The sequence below is a fragment of the Dactylosporangium sp. McL0621 genome, from assembly GCF_049995355.1.
GTDB lineage: Bacteria > Actinomycetota > Actinomycetes > Mycobacteriales > Micromonosporaceae > Dactylosporangium.
In genome coordinates, this window is the sequence record NZ_CP188259.1 from 4,072,130 (window position 1) to 4,094,215 (window position 22,086).

Annotated in this window: 19 protein-coding genes; 11 read left to right on the forward strand and 8 right to left on the reverse strand. The window is 73.4% G+C overall.

Translation table 11 applies throughout. The annotated features are described in order from the left end of the window. Positions 1 to 114: 114 nt before the first annotated feature. The 3 genes from ACPPVO_RS19300 (at position 115) to ACPPVO_RS19310 (ending at position 7,443) form a co-directional block, all read left to right on the forward strand. Entirely contained in the window at positions 115 to 6,660 is a 6,546-nt protein-coding gene (locus tag ACPPVO_RS19300; protein ID WP_426512584.1) for an RHS repeat-associated core domain-containing protein, read from the forward strand. A 1-nt stretch (position 6,661) separates the two neighbouring features. Next, positions 6,662 to 7,093, forward strand: a complete 432-nt coding sequence (locus ACPPVO_RS19305; RefSeq protein ID WP_426512585.1) for a hypothetical protein — start codon at positions 6,662 to 6,664, stop codon at positions 7,091 to 7,093. 209 nt (positions 7,094 to 7,302) lie between these two features. Then, positions 7,303 to 7,443 (forward strand): hypothetical protein, encoded by a 141-nt coding sequence (locus tag ACPPVO_RS19310; protein ID WP_426512586.1) that lies wholly within the window; start codon positions 7,303 to 7,305, stop codon positions 7,441 to 7,443. A gap of 1 nt (position 7,444) precedes the next feature. Here the strand turns inward: ACPPVO_RS19310 and ACPPVO_RS19315 are convergent, their stop codons facing one another. Next, positions 7,445 to 8,047 carry a helix-turn-helix domain-containing protein gene (locus ACPPVO_RS19315; protein ID WP_426512587.1) on the reverse strand — a complete coding sequence of 201 codons (603 nt, stop codon included), beginning with the start codon at positions 8,045 to 8,047 and terminating at the stop codon, positions 7,445 to 7,447. 87 nt (positions 8,048 to 8,134) lie between these two features. Between ACPPVO_RS19315 and ACPPVO_RS19320 the strand changes: the two genes are divergently transcribed. Genes ACPPVO_RS19320 through ACPPVO_RS19330 form a run of 3 tightly spaced genes read left to right on the forward strand, consistent with a single transcriptional unit; the run spans position 8,135 to position 9,393 of the window. After that, a complete protein-coding gene (locus ACPPVO_RS19320) occupies positions 8,135 to 8,791 on the forward strand; it encodes a hypothetical protein (RefSeq protein WP_426512588.1) in 657 nt (218 codons plus the stop codon). Between the two features lie 13 nt (positions 8,792 to 8,804). After that, positions 8,805 to 9,095 (forward strand): hypothetical protein, encoded by a 291-nt coding sequence (locus tag ACPPVO_RS19325; protein WP_426512589.1) that lies wholly within the window; start codon positions 8,805 to 8,807, stop codon positions 9,093 to 9,095. Between the two features lie 10 nt (positions 9,096 to 9,105). Next, on the forward strand, positions 9,106 to 9,393 hold the full coding sequence (locus ACPPVO_RS19330; protein WP_426512590.1) for a hypothetical protein: 288 nt from the start codon (positions 9,106 to 9,108) through the stop codon (positions 9,391 to 9,393). 42 nt (positions 9,394 to 9,435) lie between these two features. On the opposite strand, the gene ACPPVO_RS19335 is transcribed toward ACPPVO_RS19330, so the two are convergent. Further along, positions 9,436 to 9,897 (reverse strand): hypothetical protein, encoded by a 462-nt coding sequence (locus tag ACPPVO_RS19335; protein WP_426512591.1) that lies wholly within the window; start codon positions 9,895 to 9,897, stop codon positions 9,436 to 9,438. Positions 9,898 to 9,926: 29 nt separating this feature from the next. Between ACPPVO_RS19335 and ACPPVO_RS19340 the strand changes: the two genes are divergently transcribed. After that, complete coding sequence (locus tag ACPPVO_RS19340; protein WP_426512592.1) at positions 9,927 to 10,961, forward strand: cellulose binding domain-containing protein; 1,035 nt, start codon at positions 9,927 to 9,929, stop codon at positions 10,959 to 10,961. A gap of 7 nt (positions 10,962 to 10,968) precedes the next feature. On the opposite strand, the gene ACPPVO_RS19345 is transcribed toward ACPPVO_RS19340, so the two are convergent. Beyond that, the gene (locus ACPPVO_RS19345) at positions 10,969 to 12,039 is read right to left on the reverse strand and encodes a hypothetical protein (RefSeq protein ID WP_426512593.1); all 1,071 of its coding nucleotides are present in this window, start codon (positions 12,037 to 12,039) and stop codon (positions 10,969 to 10,971) included. Continuing rightward, positions 12,039 to 12,539, reverse strand: a complete 501-nt coding sequence (locus ACPPVO_RS19350; RefSeq protein ID WP_426512594.1) for a SigE family RNA polymerase sigma factor — start codon at positions 12,537 to 12,539, stop codon at positions 12,039 to 12,041. Before ACPPVO_RS19350 ends, ACPPVO_RS19345 begins: the two co-directional genes overlap by 1 nt. Before the next feature lie 134 nt (positions 12,540 to 12,673). On the opposite strand from ACPPVO_RS19350, the gene ACPPVO_RS19355 reads away from it, so the two are divergent. Then, on the forward strand, positions 12,674 to 12,814 hold the full coding sequence (locus ACPPVO_RS19355; RefSeq protein ID WP_426512595.1) for a hypothetical protein: 141 nt from the start codon (positions 12,674 to 12,676) through the stop codon (positions 12,812 to 12,814). A 466-nt stretch (positions 12,815 to 13,280) separates the two neighbouring features. Next, the gene (locus ACPPVO_RS19360; RefSeq protein ID WP_426512596.1) at positions 13,281 to 14,498 is read left to right on the forward strand and encodes a cytochrome P450; all 1,218 of its coding nucleotides are present in this window, start codon (positions 13,281 to 13,283) and stop codon (positions 14,496 to 14,498) included. Positions 14,499 to 14,510: 12 nt separating this feature from the next. Here the strand turns inward: ACPPVO_RS19360 and ACPPVO_RS19365 are convergent, their stop codons facing one another. Next, positions 14,511 to 15,923, reverse strand: coding sequence for a tetratricopeptide repeat protein (locus tag ACPPVO_RS19365; protein WP_426512597.1), 1,413 nt, complete (start codon positions 15,921 to 15,923; stop codon positions 14,511 to 14,513). A gap of 1,036 nt (positions 15,924 to 16,959) precedes the next feature. Continuing rightward, a complete protein-coding gene (locus ACPPVO_RS19370) occupies positions 16,960 to 17,370 on the reverse strand; it encodes a cellulose binding domain-containing protein (RefSeq protein ID WP_426512598.1) in 411 nt (136 codons plus the stop codon). Positions 17,371 to 17,486: 116 nt separating this feature from the next. Here ACPPVO_RS19370 and ACPPVO_RS19375 point away from each other — a divergent pair, with 116 nt between their 5' ends. Further along, on the forward strand, positions 17,487 to 18,506 hold the full coding sequence (locus tag ACPPVO_RS19375) for a hypothetical protein (RefSeq protein WP_426512599.1): 1,020 nt from the start codon (positions 17,487 to 17,489) through the stop codon (positions 18,504 to 18,506). Here the strand turns inward: ACPPVO_RS19375 and ACPPVO_RS19380 are convergent. Together ACPPVO_RS19380 and ACPPVO_RS19385 are read right to left on the reverse strand one after the other, a co-directional pair. Continuing rightward, positions 18,474 to 19,529, reverse strand: a complete 1,056-nt coding sequence (locus ACPPVO_RS19380; protein WP_426512600.1) for a TauD/TfdA family dioxygenase — start codon at positions 19,527 to 19,529, stop codon at positions 18,474 to 18,476. The genes ACPPVO_RS19375 and ACPPVO_RS19380 overlap by 33 nt on opposite strands. Before the next feature lie 206 nt (positions 19,530 to 19,735). Further along, positions 19,736 to 21,337 (reverse strand): amidohydrolase, encoded by a 1,602-nt coding sequence (locus tag ACPPVO_RS19385; RefSeq protein ID WP_426512601.1) that lies wholly within the window; start codon positions 21,335 to 21,337, stop codon positions 19,736 to 19,738. Here ACPPVO_RS19385 and ACPPVO_RS19390 point away from each other — a divergent pair. After that, positions 21,336 to 22,046: a response regulator gene (locus tag ACPPVO_RS19390; RefSeq protein ID WP_426512602.1), complete on the forward strand. Its 711-nt coding sequence runs from the start codon at positions 21,336 to 21,338 to the stop codon at positions 22,044 to 22,046. The two genes, ACPPVO_RS19385 and ACPPVO_RS19390, sit on opposite strands and share 2 nt — an antisense overlap. The last annotated feature ends 40 nt before the right edge of the window (positions 22,047 to 22,086 follow it).

Sequence of the window (22,086 nt, forward strand, 5' to 3'; positions counted from 1 at the left end):
AACGGGAGGGCGCCCGGGCGGCCGGCGGGTCTACGGTCTGGTCGGCATCGATGCGCGTCACCGAACCTGGTCTCGACGCGGGCGTCGGCGGTCATCCGGGCAGCGGGGGTTGCGATGGACGGTTTCGCGTTCAAGTTGATGTTCGGCCGGCGCCGCGACTCGCTGCGCCGCGCCGCCGTACTCGCGGCGACGATCGTGGTCGGGGTGCAGCTCGCGTTCGCCGCGAACGCCGTGGCGGCGCCGGCGGCGACGGGCGGGGCCTGGACGCCTCCGAACACGCCGAAGGCCACCGCCCAGCCGGTCCCGCGCGGGCACCAGCGCGGCGAGTCGGTCGAGGCGACGAGCGTGCCGAAGATGCCGCAGTACCAGGCGCCGGCGTTCGTCCCGCCGGCCGCCGGCACGCGGACGGTGACGCTCGCCGCGCCGGACGTCGCGGCGCGGACGCTCGACCAGCACGAGCGCCAGCACCGCGGGCGGCCCGCCGCGGTCGACGGCGCGCCGGTCTGGGTCGGCGGGAACGCCGCCGCGCCGGGTGTGGTCCAGGTCGACGTCGCCGCGCCGGACCGGGCGGACGCCGCCGGCGTCGCGTCCGGCCTGCTGCTCGGCGTGCGCCGCGCCGACGCGTCCACCGCCGCGGCCCCGGTGCAGGTCCAGGTCTCGCCCGGCGCGTTCGCGGGGCGCTTCGGCGGCAACTACGCGCAGCGGCTGCGCCTGGTGCAGCTGCCGTCGTGCGCGCTCAGCACGCCGCAGCTGGTCGAGTGCCAGACCCGCACCCCGCTTGCGACGTCCGTCGACCCGGCCACCGGCCGGCTCACGACCCTGGTCACCGTGCCGGCGGCCACCGGCGGCGCCGGCGCATCGACGATGAGCGCCGAGTCGGCGCGGCCCGTGGCCGGTCTGGTCGCCCTGGCCGCCGAGAGCGCGCCGGACGGCTCCGCCGGCAGCTATGCGGCGACGAGCCTGAAGCCGTCGGACGGGTGGTCCACCTCCAACACCGGGGCCTTCTCGTACTCGTATCCGGTGACCCTGCCGCCCACGCTCGGCGGCAAGGCGCCCGAGGTCACGCTGGCCTACTCGTCCGCGTCCGTCGACGGCATGACCGCCTCGACGAACGCGCAGTCGGACTGGGTCGGTTCGGGCTGGTCGTACAACCCCGGCTACATCGAGCGGTCGTACCTGCCGTGCAAGGACGACGACATCGCGAGCTCCGGCGACACCTGCTGGGGCTGGGGCGGCCAGGAGGTCTCGCTGGACGCCGCCGGCATGTCCGGCGACCTCGTCTACGACGACTCGTCCCACAAGTGGCACATCGGGACCGACAACGGCGCAACGGTCGAACTGAAGACCGGCGGCGGCAACGGCGCCTACAACGGCGAGTACTGGGTCGTCACGCAGCAGGACGGCACCCGGCTGTACTTCGGCGCCGGTCACCTGCCCGCCGCCGAGGGTGGCACCGGCGCCGACCCGGCGTCGAGCTCGGCCTGGACGGAACCGATCTACTGCCCCAAGGCCGGCGACCCCTGCTACAACGCGGGGCAGGGCGCCAACAGCTTCACGCCGAACATGGCGTACCGGTGGAACCTCGACTACGTCGTCGACCCGCACGGCAACACCACGACGTACTCCTACGGCACCGAGACGAACTACTACGCCCGCGGCAGCGCGCGCACCCTGACGCCGTACACCCGCGCCGGCTACCTGAAGCAGATCAACTACGGCTGGCGGGCCTCCGACGTTGCCGGCCAGGCCACGCCGAACCCGGCCGCCGAGGTCGTGTTCAGCACGGTCCAGCGGTGCAAGGGTACGGCCGCCGAATGCTCCACCGTGGACAACCTGACCAAGACGACGGCGCCGGACTGGCCCGACACCCCGTTCGACCAGATCTGCCCGTCCACCGGCACCTGCAACAACACCGGCATCTCGTACTTCTCCACGGTCGAGCTGGCCCAGATCCAGACCCTGGTGAACAAGGGCGGCACCTACAAGCCCGTCGACACCTACGCGCTGGCGCACTCGTTCCCGGACGCCAACGACGGCTCGAGCCCGTCGCTGTGGCTCGACTCGGTCACGCACACCGGGAACAACGCACCGACCGCGGCCGCTTTGCCGCCGGTCGTCTTCACCGGCACGCAGACCATGGCCAACCGGGTGCCGGGCTCGGGCACGTGGCCGGCGTACAACCACCAGCGGATCGACAAGATCACCACCGAGACCGGTGAACAGGTCACCGTCACCTACGCCAACAGCACCGCCACGATCCCGGCCTGCGACCAGACCCCCGGCGCCTCGCGCCTGCCGTCCACGACGAACAACACCATGCTCTGCTACCAGCAGTACTGGCAGGGCAAGGGGCAGACGGACCCGGTCTCCGACTGGTTCCAGAAGTGGGTCGTGTCCAAGGTCGTCCAGCACGACCCGGTGGCCGGCTCGGTGGACAAGGTCACCGGCTACACCTATGTCGGCGACGCCGCCTGGCACCGGGACGACTCGGTGACAACCAAGAACGCCCAGCGGTCGTGGAACCAGTTCCGCGGCTTCGGGCAGGTCCTCACCCTGGAAGGCGCCGCGCCCGACCCGGTCACGCAGAAATCGGCGACCTACCTGCGGGGCATGAACGGCGACTACAACAGCCAGACCGGGGGCACCCAGAAGTCGGTCACCGTCACCGACAGTGTCGGCGACGCCGTCGTCGACGCGAACGAGTACTCCGGCACGCTGCTTGAGACCGACACGTACACGCAGGCCGGCGGCACGGTCACGGCCAAGACGATAGGGCTGCCGTGGTCCGCGCAGACCGCCACGCACGCCCGGACGACACCGCCGGGGCTCCCGCCGAGCGCGGCCCACTTCGTCGCCAACGGCGTGTCGAAGAACCTCTCGCTGCGGGCCGACGGCACCTGGCGCACCACCCAGACGGTCAACGTCCACTCGCCCACCAGCGGGCTGCTCCTGCACTCCGACGACCAGGGTGACGTGTCGCTCGCCGGCACCGCCGGCACCCAGGAGGTCTGCTCCACCACCGCCTACGCCACCCCGCCGGGCTCCGGCCGGAACACCGGGATGGTCAACTACGAGACGCGGCGGACGACCGTGGCGGTGAGCGGCGCCCCGATCGGCACGGGCAACTGCCCGGCGCCCACGGCGGCGAACACCGTCCTGGACCGCCTGACCTACTACGACGGCAACACCACCACGCCCGGCGTGATCGCCACGGTCGGCAACGTCACGCAGACGGCCGAGATCGACCACTACGCCGGCGCGACCCCCGTCTACGCCAACACCCTGACGGACGGTGCATTCGACGACTACGGCCGGCTCGGGCTGGGCACCGACGGCCGTGGCCTCGTCACCCGGACCGACTACGCCCCGCCGTCGGGGCAGCTGCCGACGACGGTCACCACCACCGACGTCACCTACGGGCAGGCCACCACCACGACGGTGGATCAGGCCCGGCAGCTGCCGACGAAGACCGTGGACCCGAACGGCAACGCGGTCTCGGAGGCCTACGACGGGCTGGGCCGGCTCACCGGCGTGTGGCTGCCGGGCCGGGCGACCACCCAGTCCGCGAGCATCGTCTACGCGTATACCGTGAACGGCACGGCCGGCCCGTCGTGGTCCTCGACCCGGTCGCTGCGCGACGACTCGACCTACGCGTGGGCGTACACCATCTATGACGGACTCGGCCGGGTACGCCAGAGTCAGAGCGTCGCGCTCGACGGCCACAACGGTTCGCTCGTCGCCGACACCTTCTACGACTCGCACGGCTGGACCACGAAGAAGACGGACGCCTACGACGTCACGGCATTCCCCAGCTCCAGCCTGTACCCCGCCGCGGACGCCTCGGTGCCCGGCGAGCAGGTCACCGCGTACGACGGGCAGGGCCGGCCCACGGGCGTGACGCTGTACTCCCTCGGCCAGCCGCAGTGGACCACCACGACGGCCTACCCGGGGGCCGACCGCACCGACGTCATCCCGCCGGCCGGCGGCACGCCGACGAGCCAGTTCACCGACGCTCGCGGCCGGGTCACCGCCCTGTGGCACTACACCAGGGCCACGCCGGACGGCGACCCCGCCCACGCCTCGGCCATCGCCTACACCTACCTGCCCAACGGCAAGCAGGCGACGGTCACCGGCCCGGGCGGCCAGGTCTGGAGCTACACCTACGACCTGCACGGCTACGTGAAGACGGCCAAGGACCCGGACTCAGGCACGACCACGACGTCGTACAGCCCGGCCGGCGACCTGCTGTCGTCGACCGATTCCCGCCCGCAGACCGTCGAGTGGGTCTACGACAAGCTCGGCCGCAAGACCTCCGAGACCGGCGGGGGCAAGCCGGTCGCCGCGTGGACGTACGACACGGCACCGGGCGGCAAGGGCAGCCTGGCCACGTCGACCGCCTACGTGGACGGCGCCGCCTATGTCCGGACGATCACCGGGTACACCAACCGCGGCGCCGTGACCGGCGCATCCGTGACGATCCCGGACGCGCTGCACGGCGCCCCCGCCGACGAGAACCTGCTGGCCGGCACCTACTCCACGGCCACGGCGTACAAGCCGATCACCGGCGCGACGGCCACGACGACGTACAACGCGGACGGCGGGCTGCCGGCCGAGACGGTCACCAGGCAGTACAACCAGAACGGCGTGCCGACCGTCGTGGCCGGCGCCGCCGACTACCTGACCTCCGACATCGCCGACCCGTACGGCAACCTGACGACGGTCACCCTCGGCGACATGCCGAACCAGGTCGTGCAGACCACGCATTACGACCGCGCGACCGGCCGCGTCACCGAGCAGTTCATCGACAAGCAGACGGGCTCGACCCACGTCGACGACATCGTCAACTTCTACAACCCGGCGGGGCGCCTCACCGCCAGCCGCGACGTGCAGGACGGCGGCCCGACCGATCTGCAGTGCTTCGCCTACACGCCGCTCGGGCAACTCGGCGAGGCCTGGACCGACAGCGCCGGCGCGCATGCCGCGGCGAGCCCGTCGGTGCCGAACATCGGCGGTTGCAACACCACCGTGCCGTCGGCCGCGACGCTCGGCGGACCGGCGAAGTACTGGGAGACGTACACCTACAACGCCGCCGGCAACCGCACCAGCCTGGTGAGCCACGCGCTCGACGGCAACGCGGCCCACGACAACGTCCGGACGAGCACCTACACCGGCTCGACGGGTGACTCCGGCCAGCCCGACGCCGTCCAGTCGACCATCAACGCCGGGCCTGGTGGCGCCGGCACCGACCACTACGTGTACGACAACACCGGCAACACCGTCACCCGGACCATGGCCGGCGGCCCCAACCAGACCATCACCTACAACCCGCAGAACCTGACCGCCTCGGTCACCGACAGCGCCGCCGGCAAGAGCGCGACCTACCGCTACGACGCCGACGGCAACCTGCTGCTGCAGCGCGACACCACCGGCGGCGCGGCGAAGGTCACGCTGTACCTCGGCGACGAGGAGCTCACGCTCGACGTCGGCGCGGCGGCGGTCAGCGGCGTGCGGTACTACCAGATCCCGGGCGGCCCGACCGTGGTGCGCTCGTCAGCGGGGAGCCTGGTCTACAAGTTCGGCAACGGCCAGGGCACCCACACCCTGACCATCGCCGCGGGCGCCGGTCAGGCCGAGGCCCGGCGCGGCTTCACCCCGTTCGGCGCGCCGCGCGGTGCGGCCGCGCCGTCGTGGGTCGACGGCCGGGCGTTCGTCGGCCGGCCGCAGGACCCGGCGACCGGGCTCGACCTGCTGGGCGCCCGCGCCTACGACCCCGGTGCCGGGCACTTCCTGCAGCGCGACCCGGTGCTGGAGACGGCGGATGTCAGCCAGATCGGCGGCTACACCTACGCCGCCGACGACCCCGTCAACGGCTCGGACCCGACCGGCCTCCGCTTCGACTACCAGTATTACGGCCCGGGCAGCGACAAGACCCCCGGCGAAACTCCGCCCCCCGCGGGCGTCCTCGGCGACCCCAACCCCGGCCACAGCCACGACCGTCCGCTCACGACGAAGGACGGCCAGACCTACTGGATCAACGACCGGGCCCAGTCGGCGGACGAGGCCGAGGCGATGCGCTTCCTGAACAAGGACCTGCGCGACACCGGCCACGGGTACAACGCGGAGACCCGCAGCGGCACCCAGTACATCCCGGTCGTGCGGAACAACGACAACCGCAAGCCCGATCTGCTCCGGGTCACGTGGATGGACGGCGAGATCGTCGACGTCGAGACCGTCGACATCTACGAGCCCAAGGTGACCACGGACGCCCGAGGCCGGGCCAGCTACATCATGGGCAAGGCGGGTGACCTCATCGGCAAGGACAAGCAGGCCGACCACGTGGTCGTGTGGTCCCGGGAGGGCGAGGAGGACGCCCACGCCAAGGCCCAGGCCACGATCGACGAGCTCAAGCGGCAAGGTTCGTCGATCAAGTCGGTGCGGTTCCTGAACATGAAGAACGATGAGTGGCTCGACGCCACCGTCGATTTCACCGATCCGGAGGCGGAGCTGAGCATCCAGACCTACAAGCCGGCCGGCGTGGCCCCGCCGGTGGGCAACGACGAGGTCAAGCTGTCCGGCGCCTGGGGGGAGATCGACCCGAAGACCGCACGGGTACCCCGGGCGGGCATGGACTTCGAGTGCGAAGGGTGGATCATTCCGTAGCATGGGGAGCGGATTCATCTGCCGATGCGGCCACGTCCTGCGGGACTTCAGCGATGCGCACCACCGGCTCGTACCGTGGGCGGCCCTGTTCACGACCGACGGCGGGGACCCGCTGTACGTCTCGCAGGACCTGTTCCGGTGCCCCAACTGCGGCCGGATCACCATCGACGGGCCCGACGGCTTCGAGGTCTTCGTGCGCAACGACGCCTTCCCGCGGGTCTGGGCCGACATGTCGGACCGCGACGAGCTGGGCCGGGTCTGGCTGCGCCATCCGCGCAGCCTGGCCGAGATCCGGGAGCAGGGGCTGCAGAAGCCGTTCGGGGTGACGCTGTACGACGACGCGGGCCGCGAGTACCGCGCCGAGGTGTTCGACGGCCTCAACGAGGAGGGCGAGCCCGACCCCCGGCTCTCGGCCGCCCGGCTGGAGGATTAGTCAGACCCGCTTGCGTACGATCGCGAGCAGCTGCTTGGCCTTCCGAGCAGGTAGTTCTGGGCCGTGTAGGACGCGGCGGTCGAGGCGCCCAGCTGCGGCCGGTCGCTGGTGCCCTGGGTGGCGCCGGCTCCGGTGCTGTTGTACTCCGAGAAGCGGCACGTCTTCCAGAAGAACCCGCTCATGTCCTGCCACGCGCCAGCCTGGCGGACGTGCCCGCCCAGCGTCGAGTCGCGCACGAGCACCTGGCCGATCGCGTCCGCGGCACCGCCGGCGTGCCAGCAGCGGCCGAGGGCGACGGTCTCGGCGGCGGCTCCGACAGCCGGCGGATCGAGGCGGGCAGCGTGCGCTGACTCAGCAGGTCGTGCGCACGAACGTCAGTTTGGCCTCGTCGAGGTAGCCGGTCGTGCCGGAGGCGTCGACCGTCCCCCGGTACCGATGCGGAAATCTGTCGTGCGCGAGGCTGCGGACGCGGACCGTGTCGCCCGCGCTGACCCGGCCGATCGGGTGCTCGTCGCCGTCGAGGACCGCGCCCGCCTCGTCCACGCGGTAGACGCGCGTGCCGGTGCAGTCGCCGTCGTGCCACAGCGCCCAGCCGCCGGCCAGCGCCGCGGCCACGACGAGCGCGGCCGCGACCACGGCGACACGCAGCCGGTGCGACGGCGGCGGGGGTGGCGCGGCCGGGGGCGTGGGCGTCGGCTCGTCCAGGTCGGTGCGGACCGCCGTCCAGCGCCGCTGCCAGGCGTCCGGGTCGCCGCCGCACGCCCGGACCAGGCCGAGCGTCACCTCCCGGCTCGGCAGCCGGGCGCCGGTCAGGGCGTCGTGCAGGGTGCTGCGCGGCAGCCCCGAGCCACGGGCCAGGGCGGTGTAGCTGGGCGCGCCGGCCTCGGCCCGCAGCGCCCGCAGATCGGCCAGGAATTCCACAACGTCCGAGGTGGCGGCGCCGTCCGAAACCATCCGAACACTCCGTCGAATCCATTCGGGTCTATCCGGGTTCGTCCGCCAGCCTAGCCGAACGGCCGCGCGCCGGCATACCAACGAGACATGGACAGACGGATGGTTGTGACGGCCGCCGGGGCCGCGGCGGCGGCCGTGCTCCTCGGCGCCGAGCCGGCCCACGCCGGCCACACGCACGCGATTCAGACCGCGCCGTCGCCGAGCACCGGCGCACCGATCGCCGGGGGCGGCAGCTGGATCGTGAACAAGCCCAGCGGGTACTACATCGGCCGCGCGATGCCTGGGGACACCTTCGACGACGAGGTCACCACCGCGGGCAACTGGCACTACGGCCGGGCGGTCACGGCCGTGAACATGTGCGGCTGGGTCCTGCCCGGATCTCTGGGCGCGGCCCGCGGTGACGTCGCCGACACCTGCTCGGCGGCCACGAGCGACGCGCTGTCGCACCGCCGCACGGTCGGGCGCGACTACAACGCCCCGGCGCACGACGCCACGGACGGGACCGCCGTGCCCGCCGTCACCGGCTGCACCCTCTACTACAACTACTTCCACGGCAGCGACTTCGGCGCCAACGGCGGGCACTGGGCGAACCCGGCCGCCGCGCCGATCGGGGCGAGCGTGCGGTACCGCTTCACCACCGACGACGGCGCCGCCGCAGTCGTGCGCGACGCCGGCCTGGGCTGGGGCTTCGTGCCGATCGGGTGCGTGACCCGGCCCGCTCGACTGTTCAACGACAACGACTGATCGGAGACCGGACATGAAGAGGACCATCGCCGCCGTCGGCACCGCCGTCGCGCTGGTCGCGGCGGCCGCCACCCCCGCCGGCGCGGCCACCCCGCCCGAGCACCACTCCGTGATCTGCCAGTCGGCGAGCTTCTACGCCCACTACGCGGTCGGCTCGGGCCCGTTCGACCTGGTCCGGACGCTGTACTACGGCAACGACGTCGGCCACACCCACGGCGCCCAGGCCGAGAACAACGGCTGGGGCTACACCCAGGACTTCGGCCCGAACGACTGGGGCTGGATGCAGCTGAACTGCATGAGCTGAGGAGAACCCGATGCGTACACGTCTGATCGCCGGCGCCGTCGTCGCGACCGCGCTGGCCCTGGGAGCGACCACGACCCCGGCCGCGGCCGCGGGCGGCCACGACGGCGTCACCGAGACCATCTGCCACGCGGACGGCCTGTACCTGCGCAGCGAGGCCAAGCCCGACGGCCATGCGGTCGACCACCTGGAGAACGGCTGGCACTTCGCGGTGTCGTACCACGCGGCGAACAACATGCTGTACGGCTTCTCGCCGATCCTGAACCGGTACGGCTACGTGATCGACGGCTACTTCTGCTGACCCCGCGGCGGGCCGGGGGCCACGGCTCCCGGCCCGCCCCGGTCACTCGGGGGCCAGCTGCCGCGTCAGCCGCTCCAGTCCGTTTCTGATCAGCCGTCCGTAGTCGTCGTCGCCGAGCGCGCCGATCCCCTCCCGTGCGAGGCGCAGGTGCTCGCGGGCGCGCCCGGGATCGCCGAGCCGGCGGTAGCAGTCGGCCAGGTTGAGGTGCAGCGACGGCTGCAGGCCGGCCACGGACAGCGTCACGCCGGCCCGGGCCACCCGGTCCTCGGTGAGCCGGTCGACGGCCGCGAGCGCGCGAAGATCCCAGACCAGCTCCTCGCGTACGTCGTCCTGGACGTCGGCCATCGAGTGCGCGAGCACGCAGACGTGCAGCGGATCCCCGTCCTCCCCGCCGATGTCCGCCCAGATCTCCGTGAACCTTTCACGGGCGGCCGCGGGCTGGTGCCGGCCGTGGTGCAGCTCTACCGCCTCGCCGATGCGAGCCAGCGTCGTATCGGTGGTCATCGTTGGCTCCCGGGTCGAGACTGACTGGCATGGCTGTTTCGAAGCGGAGCGTACTGTCCGGGACGGCGGTGGCCACCGCGGCGCTCGTCGCCCTCGCCCTCGCGCCGGTGCTCGCCGGCAGCGCCTCCGGGGCGACCGCCGCGGCCGGAGGCTGCGCCGCCACCGCGCACATCGACTCGCAGTGGGGCGGCGGGCAGATCGTCACGGTGACCGTCGTCAACACGGCGCCGGCGGCCGCGACGAGCTGGACCGTCACCTGGACGCCGGCGAGCGGGCAGCGGGTCGTCTCGGCCTGGAACGCCACGGTGTCGGCGGCGGGCACCACGGCGACCGCGGTCAACGCCTCCTACAACGGCGCCCTCGCCCCCGGTGCGTCCATCACGTTCGGGATGCAGCTCGCCGGCACCGGGCCCGCGCCCGTCCTGGACTGCGCGAACGACGCCGCGCAGGGCTCCGCCGACGTCACCGCGACCGTCGCCGACAACGGCACCACGCTCACCCTCTACGTCGGGCAGACCCTCGCCGTGTCCCTGCCGGCGAACTACCGCCCGCCGGTCGCATCCGGCCCCGCGCTGTCGGCGCAGTCGAGCACCGGCGGTTTTCCGAGCGGTCAGCCGGTTTTGGCACGGTACCGCGCGAGCGCGCCCGGAACCGCCGACGTCAGCTCGCAGACCGACGACCCGTGCCTGCACACGACACCGCCGTGCGCGCGGCCCGTGGCGCTATGGCTGGTACACGTGACCGTTCTGCCCTCCGCGGGCCGCACGGTCACCGTCACCCAGGCCGACAACGCCGGCACCGTCACGCTGCGCACCGGCGACACGCTCGTGGTGAGCCTGCCCGCCATGTACGGGCCGCCGACGGTCGCGCCCGCCGGTGTCCTCGCCCTGGCCGGCTCCACCGGCGGCTACCCGACCGGGCAGGCGCTGCTCGCCCGGTACACCGCGGCCGCCGTCGGCCGGGCCGACGTGTCCACCGTCTCCGACGCCGCGTGCCTGCACCAGCCGATACCGTGCCCGTCGCCGCAGGTACCGTGGCGGCTGCACGTGACCGTCACCGCCTGATCCGCCGTCAACCCAGCCAGGCCGTGTCCGCGCGCATGGCCGGATCGACCGTCTCCGCCGCGCGGAGCAGGTCGTCCTTCGCCATGCGGGGGCCGCCCGGGCCGAGGATCGGCCCGCACACGGTCAACCGGCGGTCACCGGCGGCTTCGACCGGTGCAACCGCGCATTCTCTGGGGTTGCGGTCGGTCGTCGACTCGTCGACGACGAAACGGCCGAGGATGCCGTGCACGTGGACGGTCTCCCCGCCGTCCACGGCGTCGGTGCCCGGGGCGACCGTGACGCTCAGCGAGCCGGCGATGTCGACCGGGTTCTCCAGGTCCACCGACGCGAACCACGCCGCCGGGCTGTCGCCGCCGTACTCGTAGGAGACGACGCCGACCGTGGCCGGGGACCAGGTCAGCGCCAGCGGCGGGCGCAGCACGGTCGCGGTGTCGAGACGGACGGACTCGGCGACGTGGAGCAGGTCCGCCCGGTCCAGGACCGCGTTGCTGTCCACGATGACCGTGCGGCCCGGCGCGGGGGACCAGCCCACGAGGGCGGTCCGGTTGCCCGGCTGGGGGCCGACGTACCAGCCGTTGATCCCGCCGACCTCGATCGGGGTGCCGCCGTCGTACCGCTGCTCCGGCACGCTGACCACCCGCAGGAACGGGTCGCTGACCGCGGGCCGCCCGCCGGGCCCGAACGGCAGCTTGCGCCAGGTCCGCCCGACCCGCACGCCGTTCGTGTCGAACACGGCGCCGCGGCTGCGCTCGCGGAATCCGGACGGCACCCAGCCGGGCGCGTACGACTCCGTGACCTGCGGCAGCACCACGGGGGCGGGCGCGGAGGCGGCGACCGGAGGGCTCGAGTCCGGCCGGTGCTCCGGCAATGGCGTCGTCCGGCGCCCTGGTACCAGCAGCGCGGCGACGACGACGACCGCGACCCCGAGCGCGGCCCCGGCGACCAGCCCGGCCCGGCGCCGGCGGGCCCGGCGCGCGGCCAGGACGGGCAGCGCCCGACGGATCCGGTCGGGGTCGGGGGCCTGCGCGGCCCGCACCCGCTGCGCCTCCCGCAGCACCGTCTCGAGCCGGTCGCTCATCACGCCTCCTCCAGCTGCGTGAGCGCGGCGGGCAGCGCGGCCCGCAGCGTGGTCAGCGCGCGGCCGAGGTGGGTACGCACGGTGCTGACCCGGCAGCCGAGCACCTCGGCGATCGACTCGACGGTCTGGTCCTCGTAGAAGCGCAGCGCGATCACGACCCGCTGGCGCGGCGGCAGGGTACCCACGACCCGGATGACCGCGTCGCGCTCGTCGTACCGCCCGGTCGGATCGTCCTGCGGCGCGACGAGCCCCTCGAGACTCTCCCCGGCGTGCAGCAGCCGCGCCCTTCGCCGCCGGCGCCACGTGAGGAACTCGGTGACGACCATGCGGTGCACGTACCGCTCCGGCGCCTCCAACCGCCCGATGCGCGCCCACCGCGGCTGGGCGCGGACGAGCACGTTCTGCACGATGTCCTCGGCGAGGTCGGGGTCCCAGGTGACGACCGTGGCATAGCGCACGAGCGCACTCAGCCGCGCGGCCACGAACTCCTCGAACGTCACGCTCAAGGAACGCGCCGACCGGCGCGAAATGGCTACCCCACGGCCAAGTTTTTTTTGCACCGCGACGGCAACGTGCGCGCACCCGGTAGGGTCACCCGGCGGAGCGACGATGTAGACCCGTGGAAGGAGCCGATGTGGTGTTGTCGATCATGGCCGGGATGGTGCTCGTGCCCTGCGTGTGGCTTGTCGGCTCGCTGGCCGGCGTGGCCGCGCGCACGCTCGCCGGTGAGGCGCGCATTCACTTCACCGTGCGGCGGCTCACGCGCACGTTCTGAGTCCGGCGGCCCGCGGCGGGACCCTCAGCGGCGAGCGCTGATCGGCCGTAGGCCGGTCCAGACCTCGCCGGCCAGCGGCAGCCCGTTCCCCGCGCCGGACGCCGCGAGTGGCCAGACGACTTGCGGTGTGCTGGGCCCGGGCGAGCCAATCGCCGAACGACGGGTTTCGGCAGTGGTTCGCAAGCCGTTCCTTCCCGCGGAACGGGTTGGACCGTGTACCGGTGCGAGAGGCCGCTGCGGGCGGCCGCGAGGGGGAACCGATGAAGATGCGCGGCAAGCCGTCCGGGGCGGTACCGGCGGCGCCGTCCGCCGCCCGCGCCGACGTCTGACCGGGAACCGGCCGGCCCTGGCTCGCGGTGCCCTGTGGCCGGGGCCGGCCCTCGCATGAGCGGTATGCGCACCAACCGCCAAATCGGACGCCGCCGCGGACATAGCCGTCAGACGATTTGTTGGCAAGGATCGGGCTATGACAGATGTGAGCGGAGCACTTCGGTCGTACGACATCTTCACGCCCGAGGCGATGGCCGATCCGATGACGCTGCTGCACCGGATCCGCGACGAGAGCCCGGTCAGCTGGATTCCCCAGCTCGACGCGTATCTGCTGACGCGCCACGCCGACATCGTCTCGGTGCTGAAGGACCGTCGGCTGGACACGGCTAACCTGGGCCGGGGCCTGGAGCGGCTGAGCGAGACGGAGCAGGAGGAGCTGCTGCCGTTGCGGCGTTCCATCGCGATGTGGATGGGCCACACCGTTCCCGCGGACCACGTCCGGTTCCAGCAACTGCTGAAGCGGTACTTCACGCCCGCCACCGTCAACGCGCTGCGCCCGCGGGTCCGTGAGATCACGCACGAGCTGCTCGACGCGGTCGCTCCGCACGGGCGGATGGACGTCGTCAAGGACCTCGCCTATCCGCTGCCGGCCAACGTCATCGCCGAGATCCTGGGCATGCCGACGAGCGAGCGCGAGAAGCTGCAGGCGTGGTCCCGCGACATTCTCGCGGTCTTCCAGATCGCGGACATGGCCATGCTGCGGCAGGCCCAGCGCAGCGTGCTGGAGATGCAGGACTATCTGCGGGTACTGGTGGATGAGCGTCGCCGGGAGCCCCGCGAGGACATTCTGAGCATGTTCGCCGCCGCGGAGCGGGACGGCACCGTGACCGAGGACGAGATCGTCGCCAACTGTGTGCTGCTGCTCTTCGCCGGGCACGAGACGACCGCGGGCCTGATCGCCAACGGGCTGCTGCTGCTCTTCGACAACCCGGACCAGCTCGCGCTGCTCCGGTCCGACCCCGGGCTCACCCCCTCGGCCGTCGAGGAGATGCTGCGCTGTGACGGGCCGGCCGGGGTCATCGTGCGGGTCAGCACCGAGCCGGTCGAGGTCGCCGGGCATCCGTTCCCCGCCGGTAGCCAGTTCTACCTGGCGATGCTGGCCGGCAACCGCGACCCCGACGTGTTCGAGCAGCCGGACCGCTTCGACATCACGCGCAAGCCCAACCGGCACACGGCCTTCGGGATGGGCACCTTCTACTGCCTGGGCGCCGCGCTGGCCCGGATGGAGACCGACGAGTGCTTCCGCATCCTGCTCGACCGGTTCCCGGAGGTGCGGCCCGCGTACAAGAGCCCGGATCTGCTGCCGGCCCCGCCGCTCGGCCACCGGCTGGCGACGCTCGAGGCCGAGTTCTGATCGGCTCGCCTACTACCGGCGGCCGAGCTCGGTGAGGCCGGCCAGGGCGCGGGCGGCCTCGTGCGGGTCGCCCGCGCGCCGGGCCAGGTCGAGCGCGGCGCGGTACCGGTCCGCGGCGGCGCCGGCCCGGCCCAGCGCGTGCAGGGTCGCGCCGAGTCCGTTCAGGGCCTCGATGCGCAGGCCGCGCTCGCCGGTCTCGCGGCTGATCGCCAGCGCCCGGTCGAGCGGGTCGAGCGCCTCCGCCGGGCGGCCCCGCCGCAGCTGGGCGGCGCCGAGGGCGGCGAGCGCGCTGCCCTCGCCGCCCCGGTCGCGGCACGAGCGGCAGGCCGCCAGCGCCCGCCGCAGCTGCTCGAGCGCGTCCTCGTGCCGGCCGACCAGGCTCTCGAGCACGCCGAGGTTGCCCAGCGCGTAGCCCTCCAGCCGGGCGTCGCCCAGCTCCGCGAACAGGGCCGCCGCCCGCCGCAGGTGCCGCCGGGCCGGGCCGTACCGGCCGAGGCGCCGCTGCAGGCCGCCGAGGTTGAGCAGCTGGGAGCCCTCGCCGTGGCGGTCGGCGAGGGCGCGGTACGCGGCGAGGGCCCGGATCAGGCCGGCCCGGGCCTGCGGGTAGTCGCCGAGCCGCTCGTGGGCCAGGCCCAGCCGGGCCAGCGCCCGCGCCCGTCCGGCGCGATCCCCGCCGCGCTCGTGCCAGACCAGGGACCGCTCGAACAGGTGCCGGGCGCGGGCGTGCTCGCCCAGCCACCAGTACGTCCCGCCGAGGTTGGCGAGCGCCCGGGCGACCCGCTCCGGCGGCGAGGGCGGCACCGCGCGCAGGGCCGCCCGCGCGGCGGCGCCGTGCACCGCGAGCGCCTCGCGGGCGTGGCCGCCGACCTCGAAGTACCGCCACAGGGCTTCGGAAATTTCGACGACGTGCGCGGCGAGGCCGTGGCGGGCGGCGTGCCCGGCCAGGGCCACCAGGTTGTCCCGCTCCCGGTCCAAGGCGAAACGCGCGGCTTCGGTACCGCCGGGAGCGGGCCGCACGCCCGGCCGGTCGTGCGGGAACAGGGCGGCCGCGGCGGCCGACGCGGCGCCGACGTGATGGTCGAGCAGGCGGACGAGGGCGGCCCGGTGCTCGTCGGGGGAGAGGGCGGTGTGCGCGGACTCGGCGGCGTAGGCGCGCAGGAGGTCGTGCTGGCCGTACCGGTCCGGGCCGATCCGGGCCACCAGGTGCGCGCGGACCAGCTCGGCGAGGGCGTCCCGCGGCTCCGCGAGGGCCGCGATGGCCGGGCCGTCCAGGTCGGTGCCGGGGTGCACGCCCAGGAGTGCGAAGAGTCGCTGGGCGGCCGGGCCGAGGTGACGGTACGACCAGGAGAACACGGCCCGCACCGCGCTGCGCGGGTCGCCCACGTCCAGGCGGTCCAGGGCGGCGCCGTCGAAGTCGGCCACCACGTCGTGCAGGCGCAGCCCCTCGTGGCCGGCCGCGAAGTCGGCGGCGATGCGCAGCGCCAGCGGCAGGCCCGCACACCGGCGCGCGAGCGCGGCGGCGGCCGCCGGTTCGGTGTCGACCCGCTCGCCCAGCAGCGCCCGCAGGAGCCGCGCCGCGTCGGCCTCGCCCAGCGGGTCGAGCCGGAATCCGGCGGGCGCCCTCGCGGACGACCAGGCCGGCCAGGTCGTCGCGGCTGGTGATCACCGTGAGGCAGGACGCGGCGCCGGGCAGCAGCGGGCGTACGTGGTCGGCGCCGAACGCGTTGTCCAGCAGCACGAGCACGCGGCGGCCGGCGACGAGGCTGCGGTACAGCGCGGCCCGCTCCGCCACCGCCCGGGGGATGCCGGCGCCGTCGACGCCGAGCGCGCGCAGGAAGCCGGCGAGGGCGTCGGCCGCCGCGACGGGCCGGCGGGGGTCGTACCCGCGCAGGTCGGCGTGGAGCTGGCCGTCGGGGAAGCGGGCGGCGGCCCGGTGCGCCCACCGCACGGCGAGCGCGGTCTTGCCGACCCCCGCGGTGCCGACGACGAGCGCGACGGTGCCGTCGGGCGTGCCGGCGAGGTCGGCGAGCTGTTGTTCGCGGCCGGTGAAGCCGGCGCTGTCGAGGGGGAGCTGCCGCGGTACGGCCACCCAGGCCGGTCCGCCCTGGCGGCGCGCGTCCGCGACCCGGTCCCGGGCCGTGGCGAGCGCGCCCTGCTCGGCGGGCGTCGCGCCGAGCAGCCGTACGAGGGCGTCGAACCGGTCGGTCGGCGGGAGGACCTGGCCCGCGAGGTACCCGCCGATCACGCCGCGGGACCATCCGGTCGCGGCGGCGAGCTGGCGGTAGGTGAGCTCGCCGCCCCCGCCGTCCCGGGCGTGGCGCCGGCGCAGGTCGCGCAGGGCCCGGCCGAGGTCGGCGAGCGTCGCGATGCCGGCCGCCGGATCGAGGCTCGACCCGGCGGCCGCCGATGTCGAGGACCGCCCGCCGATGCCGGGGAGGCTATCCGGCCTCGGCCGGCGGAGCTACCAGCCCGCCGCCGCGCAGGGCAGACCGTTGAGCGCGAAGCCCATGGGCGGCGTGAAAGGTACAGCCGATCCGCCGAACCCCACGTTCGCCTGACCGCCGGGCCGCAGCGTCGCGAAGTACACCGCCGGCGTGATCGTGCCCGCCGAGCCGGCGCGCGCGATGCTCCCCCCGAAGGAGCTGGTGATCGTCGCCGTTCCGGCCAGCTGGAACGTGATCCGCCAGCCGGTGAGCGGGGCGGCGGTGGTGTTGTTGACGGTCACGAAGGTCTGGAATCCGGGCGCGAACGGGATCACCTGGGCGGCACACGTGGGCACGGGGTCGGCGGACGCGGGGGCCGGGGTGGCGACGAGCGCGGCGGCGGACGCCAGCACGCACGCGGGCCCGAGGGCGAGGCGATGTCTGTCCATGGTGGCATCGTGGCCGCCCGCATGAAAAAGCGCCCCGGATCTCGGACACGGTCGGACGCCCAAAGATATTAAACTGTATCTATCTGGGTCCACTTCCCCGGCGAAGGCGAGGCGGCGTGGCCGACGATCGCGGTGGTGGGGCGACCACCAGGACGCCGTTCCTGCAGAAGATCGGCTGGACGACACTGACCGGCTTCGTCACGTTCGCCGGGTCCGCGCTGTTGGACAAGGCGCTGCAGGTCTCGCTGGCCGACCAGCTGGTGCTCACCTTCATCGCCGGCGGCTCGGCGCTGCTCGTGCAGTACCTGGCGGACTTCGAGCAGCGCCTCAAGGCCTTCGAGCGCGACGAGCGGCGCATCGTCCGCGATCTCCAGGAGTCGATCCGGCAGGGCTTCGCCGGGGTCAACGACGCGACCCGGCTGCACGAGGACATCGAGAACTCCGCGCTGGACCATGAGGCGGTGCACCAGCTCATCCGCCGGGTCGGCTACTTCTCCGAGCCGAGCAGCCCGCTGGTGCTGCGGGTGGCCAACAGCGAGATGGAGCGCCTCGCCGGAACGCTGCAACACCTGTCGGGCGGGCTCGAGTTGTTCTACGACGGCGAGGACCGCGAGTACCTGCTCGCCCTCACCGAACAGTCGCAGAAATCGATCATGGCGACGGCCTGGACGACGATCCAGGGTGGGGAGGGCGAGTTCTGGCTCACCGATCTCGGTCTGCGCTACCTGGATCAGCAGCGGCTGGCGTTGCGGCGCGGGGTGCAGATCAAGCGGGTCTTCATCTTCGAGGACCCGGACGACATGGGCAACGAGCTCGTCCAGCGGATCCTGAGCACGCAGCGGACGATGGGTGTGGACATCCGGCTGCTCGGCATCGGCCCGGTGCCGACGGATGTCACGATCGCCGATCTGGTCATCTTCGATGAGGAGATCTCGCACGAGACCGCCCCGGTCACCAAGCGCGGTGAATCCGGGGCGCTGACCACCCGCCTCGTCCTGGACCGGGTGCTCGTGGAGGGCCGGGTCCTGCGTTTCCAGGAGCTGTGGGAGGCCGCGGTCGAGCAGCGGCCGATCCCGGATCCGCTCCAGCCGGCCGGGCCGGCGTCACAGGTGCGCGAGGACCGCCCGTCCGTGTGACCCGGTGCGCTGACCGGCCGAGCGGCGAAGGTCCGCGGCGGCGTGCACCGTCCGCAGCCAGCGTCCCTTCTCGTCGTACCGGGCGCGGAACGACCGCCGCCCGTGGACGGAGCGCAGGTTGTCGATGACGAAGAGGTCGCCGGTCTCGAGGACGACGTCGTGGAGGCCCTGCTGCACCGCCCCTTCGATCGTCTCGAGCGCGCGGCGGGCCGCCCCGTCGGCCAGGTCCTTGGTCATGTACTCGGGGTCCAGGCACACGAACGGCTGCGCCGGATCGCCGCTCAGCACCGCGATCTGCCTCGTCGGCGGCCGGAGCCGGCCCGGCTGGTGCGACGAGTCGAGGTCGATCGAGAACTTCTCCTCGAACAGCAGCGACCGGACCTCGGAGTCCAGTTCGATGTCGTCGATGTTGGCGAAGCTCGTGGCGGCGCGCTCCGGGTTGCGCAGGCACAGCAGGAGCACCCAGTCGGCCCGCAGGTCGTGGTACGCGTCCTCGCAGTGGTACGTCAGCTCACCCCGCGAGCCGGTGGCCAGTTGCTGCGTCTCGTCGCCGCGCTTGGCGCAGACGTCCCGGATCAGCCGTCCGCCCTCGATGTCGGCGTGCGAGATCGGGTCACCGAGGAATGAGGTGATGAGGAGCAGGGTGGCATCGGCCAGGGCGAGCTCCGGGTCGTAGCCGTCCTGGCCCGGAAGCCGGTCCTCGCGCCGGCCGGTGGCCGGGGTCGGGCACAGGTCCGTCTCGTGTACCGCGAGGCCGGAGACGACCAGCCCCCCGGATGTGTCGTCGGCCAGACGGAGGCCGACGAGGGCCTCCCGGAGCGCGAGCGGCAGTTCGTGACAGAGCACCGCGACGCGCCGCAGCTGCGTGTCGAGCGGCCGCCCGGCCGCGCCGGCGATCACGCGGCCCGCGAGCTCACGCACGGCGGCGGCATCCGGGCGCTCCACCCGGACGACCGCCGGACCGCGGCCGGTTTCGGCCGACGTCCCCTCGCCGCTCACGGCGGCGTCCTGCGCAGCGGTCACCGCTGCTCCCCACTGACGGAAGACATGGAAAACACCGAAGTAAGGTACGGCGTCAGATGCTGCCAGTCCATCATCAGCGTAGGCCCGGAAGTAGACGGTTTTCCTACTTTCCGGGCCCGCGTCCTGACGATACGTCCGGTATCCAGGGCGAAGACCCGTCGCCCTTGGGTGAACCAAGTGGTGGCCGCCCGGGCGAGGATTCGCGGTCAGCGCTCGTGGACGAGGGCGCCGTCGACGAGGACGAGGTCCGCCCGGGTGTCGTGCAGGGCGGCGCCGGGCTCGAACGGGTCGCGGTCCAGCACGACGAGGTCCGCGGCCTTGCCCGGGGTCAGGGTGCCGATCTCCGCGTCGAGGTGGCTCACGTACGCCGAGCCCGCCGTGTAGGCCCGCAGCGCCTGCTCCAGGGTCAGGGCCTGCTCCGGCAGCATCGGGGTCTGCGCCGACGGCCACGCCGACTCGGCCGAGCCGGGGGGTTCCGTCCGGTGTACCGCCACATGGATGGCCGGCCACGGGTCCGGCGTCGACACCGGCCAGTCGCTGCCCGCCGCCAACCGGCCGCCCGCCCGCAGGATCGCGCCGAAGGGGTACTGGTGCGCCGTTCGCTCCGGGCCGAAGAACGGGACGCACAGGGTGTCGTTCTGCTCGTGGTGCGTCGCCCACAGGGACTGGATGTTCGCGGTCACGTCCAGAGCCGCGAACCTCGGCACGTCGGCCGGGTCGACCACGTGCAGGTGGGCGATGTGGTGGCGCTGCGTGTTGCCGCTCGCCGCCACCGCGTCCAGGCACTCGCGGACCGCGCGGTCGCCGATGGCGTGGAAGTGCACCGCGAACCCCGCGGCGTCCAACGTGGACACATAGGAGCCCAGGAGTGCCGGGTCCACATTGGAGGTACCGCAGAAGTCCTTGCCCACATAGGGGTCGAGCATCGCGGCGGTGAAGTTCTCGGCCACGCCGTCCTGCATGATCTTCACGGTGCGGGTGACGAAACGGCCCTCGGTGTGCCGCCGCTCCAGCAGCGCCTCGAGCTGGTCCAGGCCGCGGTCGCGGTCCCACCACAGGGCGCCGGCGACGCGGGCCCGCAGCGCGCCCGAGGCCGCCGCGCGCGTGTAGGTGCCGAACTGGTCGCGGGAGCCCGCGTACGAGCCGACGATCGCGTCCTGCCAGCCGGTGACGCCCAGCGAGAACAGGTACCGCTGGGCCTCCGCGAGCGCCCGGTCGTAGTCGGCCTCGGTGTCCTCCGGCAGCAGCGGGGTCACCAGGTCCATCGCGGCTTCGTGCAGTACACCCGAGGGCGTCCCGTCGGCGGAGCGCTCGATGCGGCCGTTGCGGGGGTCCGGGGTGCCGGCGTCGATCCCGGCCGCGCGCAGGGCGGCCGAGTTGACCCACGCCGAATGGTGGTCGCGGTTGGGCAGGAAGACCGGGCGGTCCGGGGCCACCGCGTCGAGGTCCTCGCGCCTCGGCAGGCCGCCCGGGAACGCCGACATCGACCAGCCGCCGCCGGTGACCCAGGGCCGGTCCGCCGGGTAGGCGGCCACCGCGGCCAGGTAGGCCGCGCGGTCGGCCAGGTGCGACAGGTCGCAGCGCAGGCGCTCCAGGGCCCCCTGCACCGGGTGGACGTGCGCGTCGTGCAGGCCGGGGACGAGCAGGCGGCCCGCGAGGTCGACGAGCTCGTACGAGCCCGGGAGGGCCGCACGGACCGAGGGAAGGTCACCGACCGCCACGATCCGGCCGCCCTCGGTGGCGAGAGCCGTGGGCCGGCCGCCGTCGCCGGTCCAGATCGGGCCACCCGTGAACACCATCGCACCCATGGAGCGAGAGGATACTAAGGTCGCGGGCATGATCCGGGTGCTGCTCGCCGATGACCACCAGCTCGTCCGCACTGGGTTCCGTGTCATCCTCGAGACGGAGGACGACCTCAGCGTGGTCGGGGAGGCCGCCGACGGGCGCCAGGCGGTCGAGCTCGCCCGCAGCACCCCCGCCGACGTGCTGCTCATGGACGTGGAGATGCCCGGCGTCGACGGGCTCGCGGCGACCCGCGAGATCACCGCGGCCGGGCCGGCGCCCGCGGTGCTGATGCTCACCACGTTCGACCGCGACGACTACCTCTTCGCCGCGCTCGAGGCCGGGGCCAGCGGTTTCCTGCTCAAGAACGGCACGCCCGAGGCGCTCATCGACGCGGTGCGGATCGTCGCGCGCGGCGACGCGCTGCTGGCGCCGGAGATCACGCGGCGGGTCATCGCGGCGTTCGCGCGGCCCGGGCGGCGGCCCGCGGGCGGCGGCGCGGCGCTGCTGGCCGAGCTGACCCCGCGCGAGCGGGAGGTGCTGGTGGAGCTGGCCGGCGGGGCGACCAACGCCGAGATCGCGGGCCGCCTGCACCTCGGCGAGGCGACGGTCAAGACGCACGTGAGCCGGGTCCTCACCAAGCTGGGGCTGCGCGACCGCACGGCCGCGGTCGTCTTCGCGTACGAGCACGCGGTGGTGACGCCGGGTCCGTCGCGCGACGGACCCCGCGGGTAAATCGCCAGCCGGATTCGCGGCGGCCGCGCGGCGCCTACCG

Coding starts and splice junctions, on each gene's coding strand:
- ACPPVO_RS19340 (WP_426512592.1), top strand. CDS start 9,927: ATGGCTGTTTCGAAGCGGAGCGTACTGTCCGGGACGGCGGTGGCCACC.
- ACPPVO_RS19300 (WP_426512584.1), top strand. CDS start 115: ATGGACGGTTTCGCGTTCAAGTTGATGTTCGGCCGGCGCCGCGACTCG.
- ACPPVO_RS19390 (WP_426512602.1), top strand. CDS start 21,336: ATGGAGCGAGAGGATACTAAGGTCGCGGGCATGATCCGGGTGCTGCTC.
- ACPPVO_RS19305 (WP_426512585.1), top strand. CDS start 6,662: ATGGGGAGCGGATTCATCTGCCGATGCGGCCACGTCCTGCGGGACTTC.
- ACPPVO_RS19345 (WP_426512593.1), bottom strand. CDS start 12,039: ATGAGCGACCGGCTCGAGACGGTGCTGCGGGAGGCGCAGCGGGTGCGG.
- ACPPVO_RS19385 (WP_426512601.1), bottom strand. CDS start 21,337: ATGGGTGCGATGGTGTTCACGGGTGGCCCGATCTGGACCGGCGACGGC.
- ACPPVO_RS19360 (WP_426512596.1), top strand. CDS start 13,281: ATGACAGATGTGAGCGGAGCACTTCGGTCGTACGACATCTTCACGCCC.
- ACPPVO_RS19335 (WP_426512591.1), bottom strand. CDS start 9,897: ATGACCACCGATACGACGCTGGCTCGCATCGGCGAGGCGGTAGAGCTG.
- ACPPVO_RS19330 (WP_426512590.1), top strand. CDS start 9,106: ATGCGTACACGTCTGATCGCCGGCGCCGTCGTCGCGACCGCGCTGGCC.
- ACPPVO_RS19315 (WP_426512587.1), bottom strand. CDS start 8,047: ATGGTTTCGGACGGCGCCGCCACCTCGGACGTTGTGGAATTCCTGGCC.
- ACPPVO_RS19370 (WP_426512598.1), bottom strand. CDS start 17,370: ATGGACAGACATCGCCTCGCCCTCGGGCCCGCGTGCGTGCTGGCGTCC.
- ACPPVO_RS19320 (WP_426512588.1), top strand. CDS start 8,135: ATGGACAGACGGATGGTTGTGACGGCCGCCGGGGCCGCGGCGGCGGCC.
- ACPPVO_RS19325 (WP_426512589.1), top strand. CDS start 8,805: ATGAAGAGGACCATCGCCGCCGTCGGCACCGCCGTCGCGCTGGTCGCG.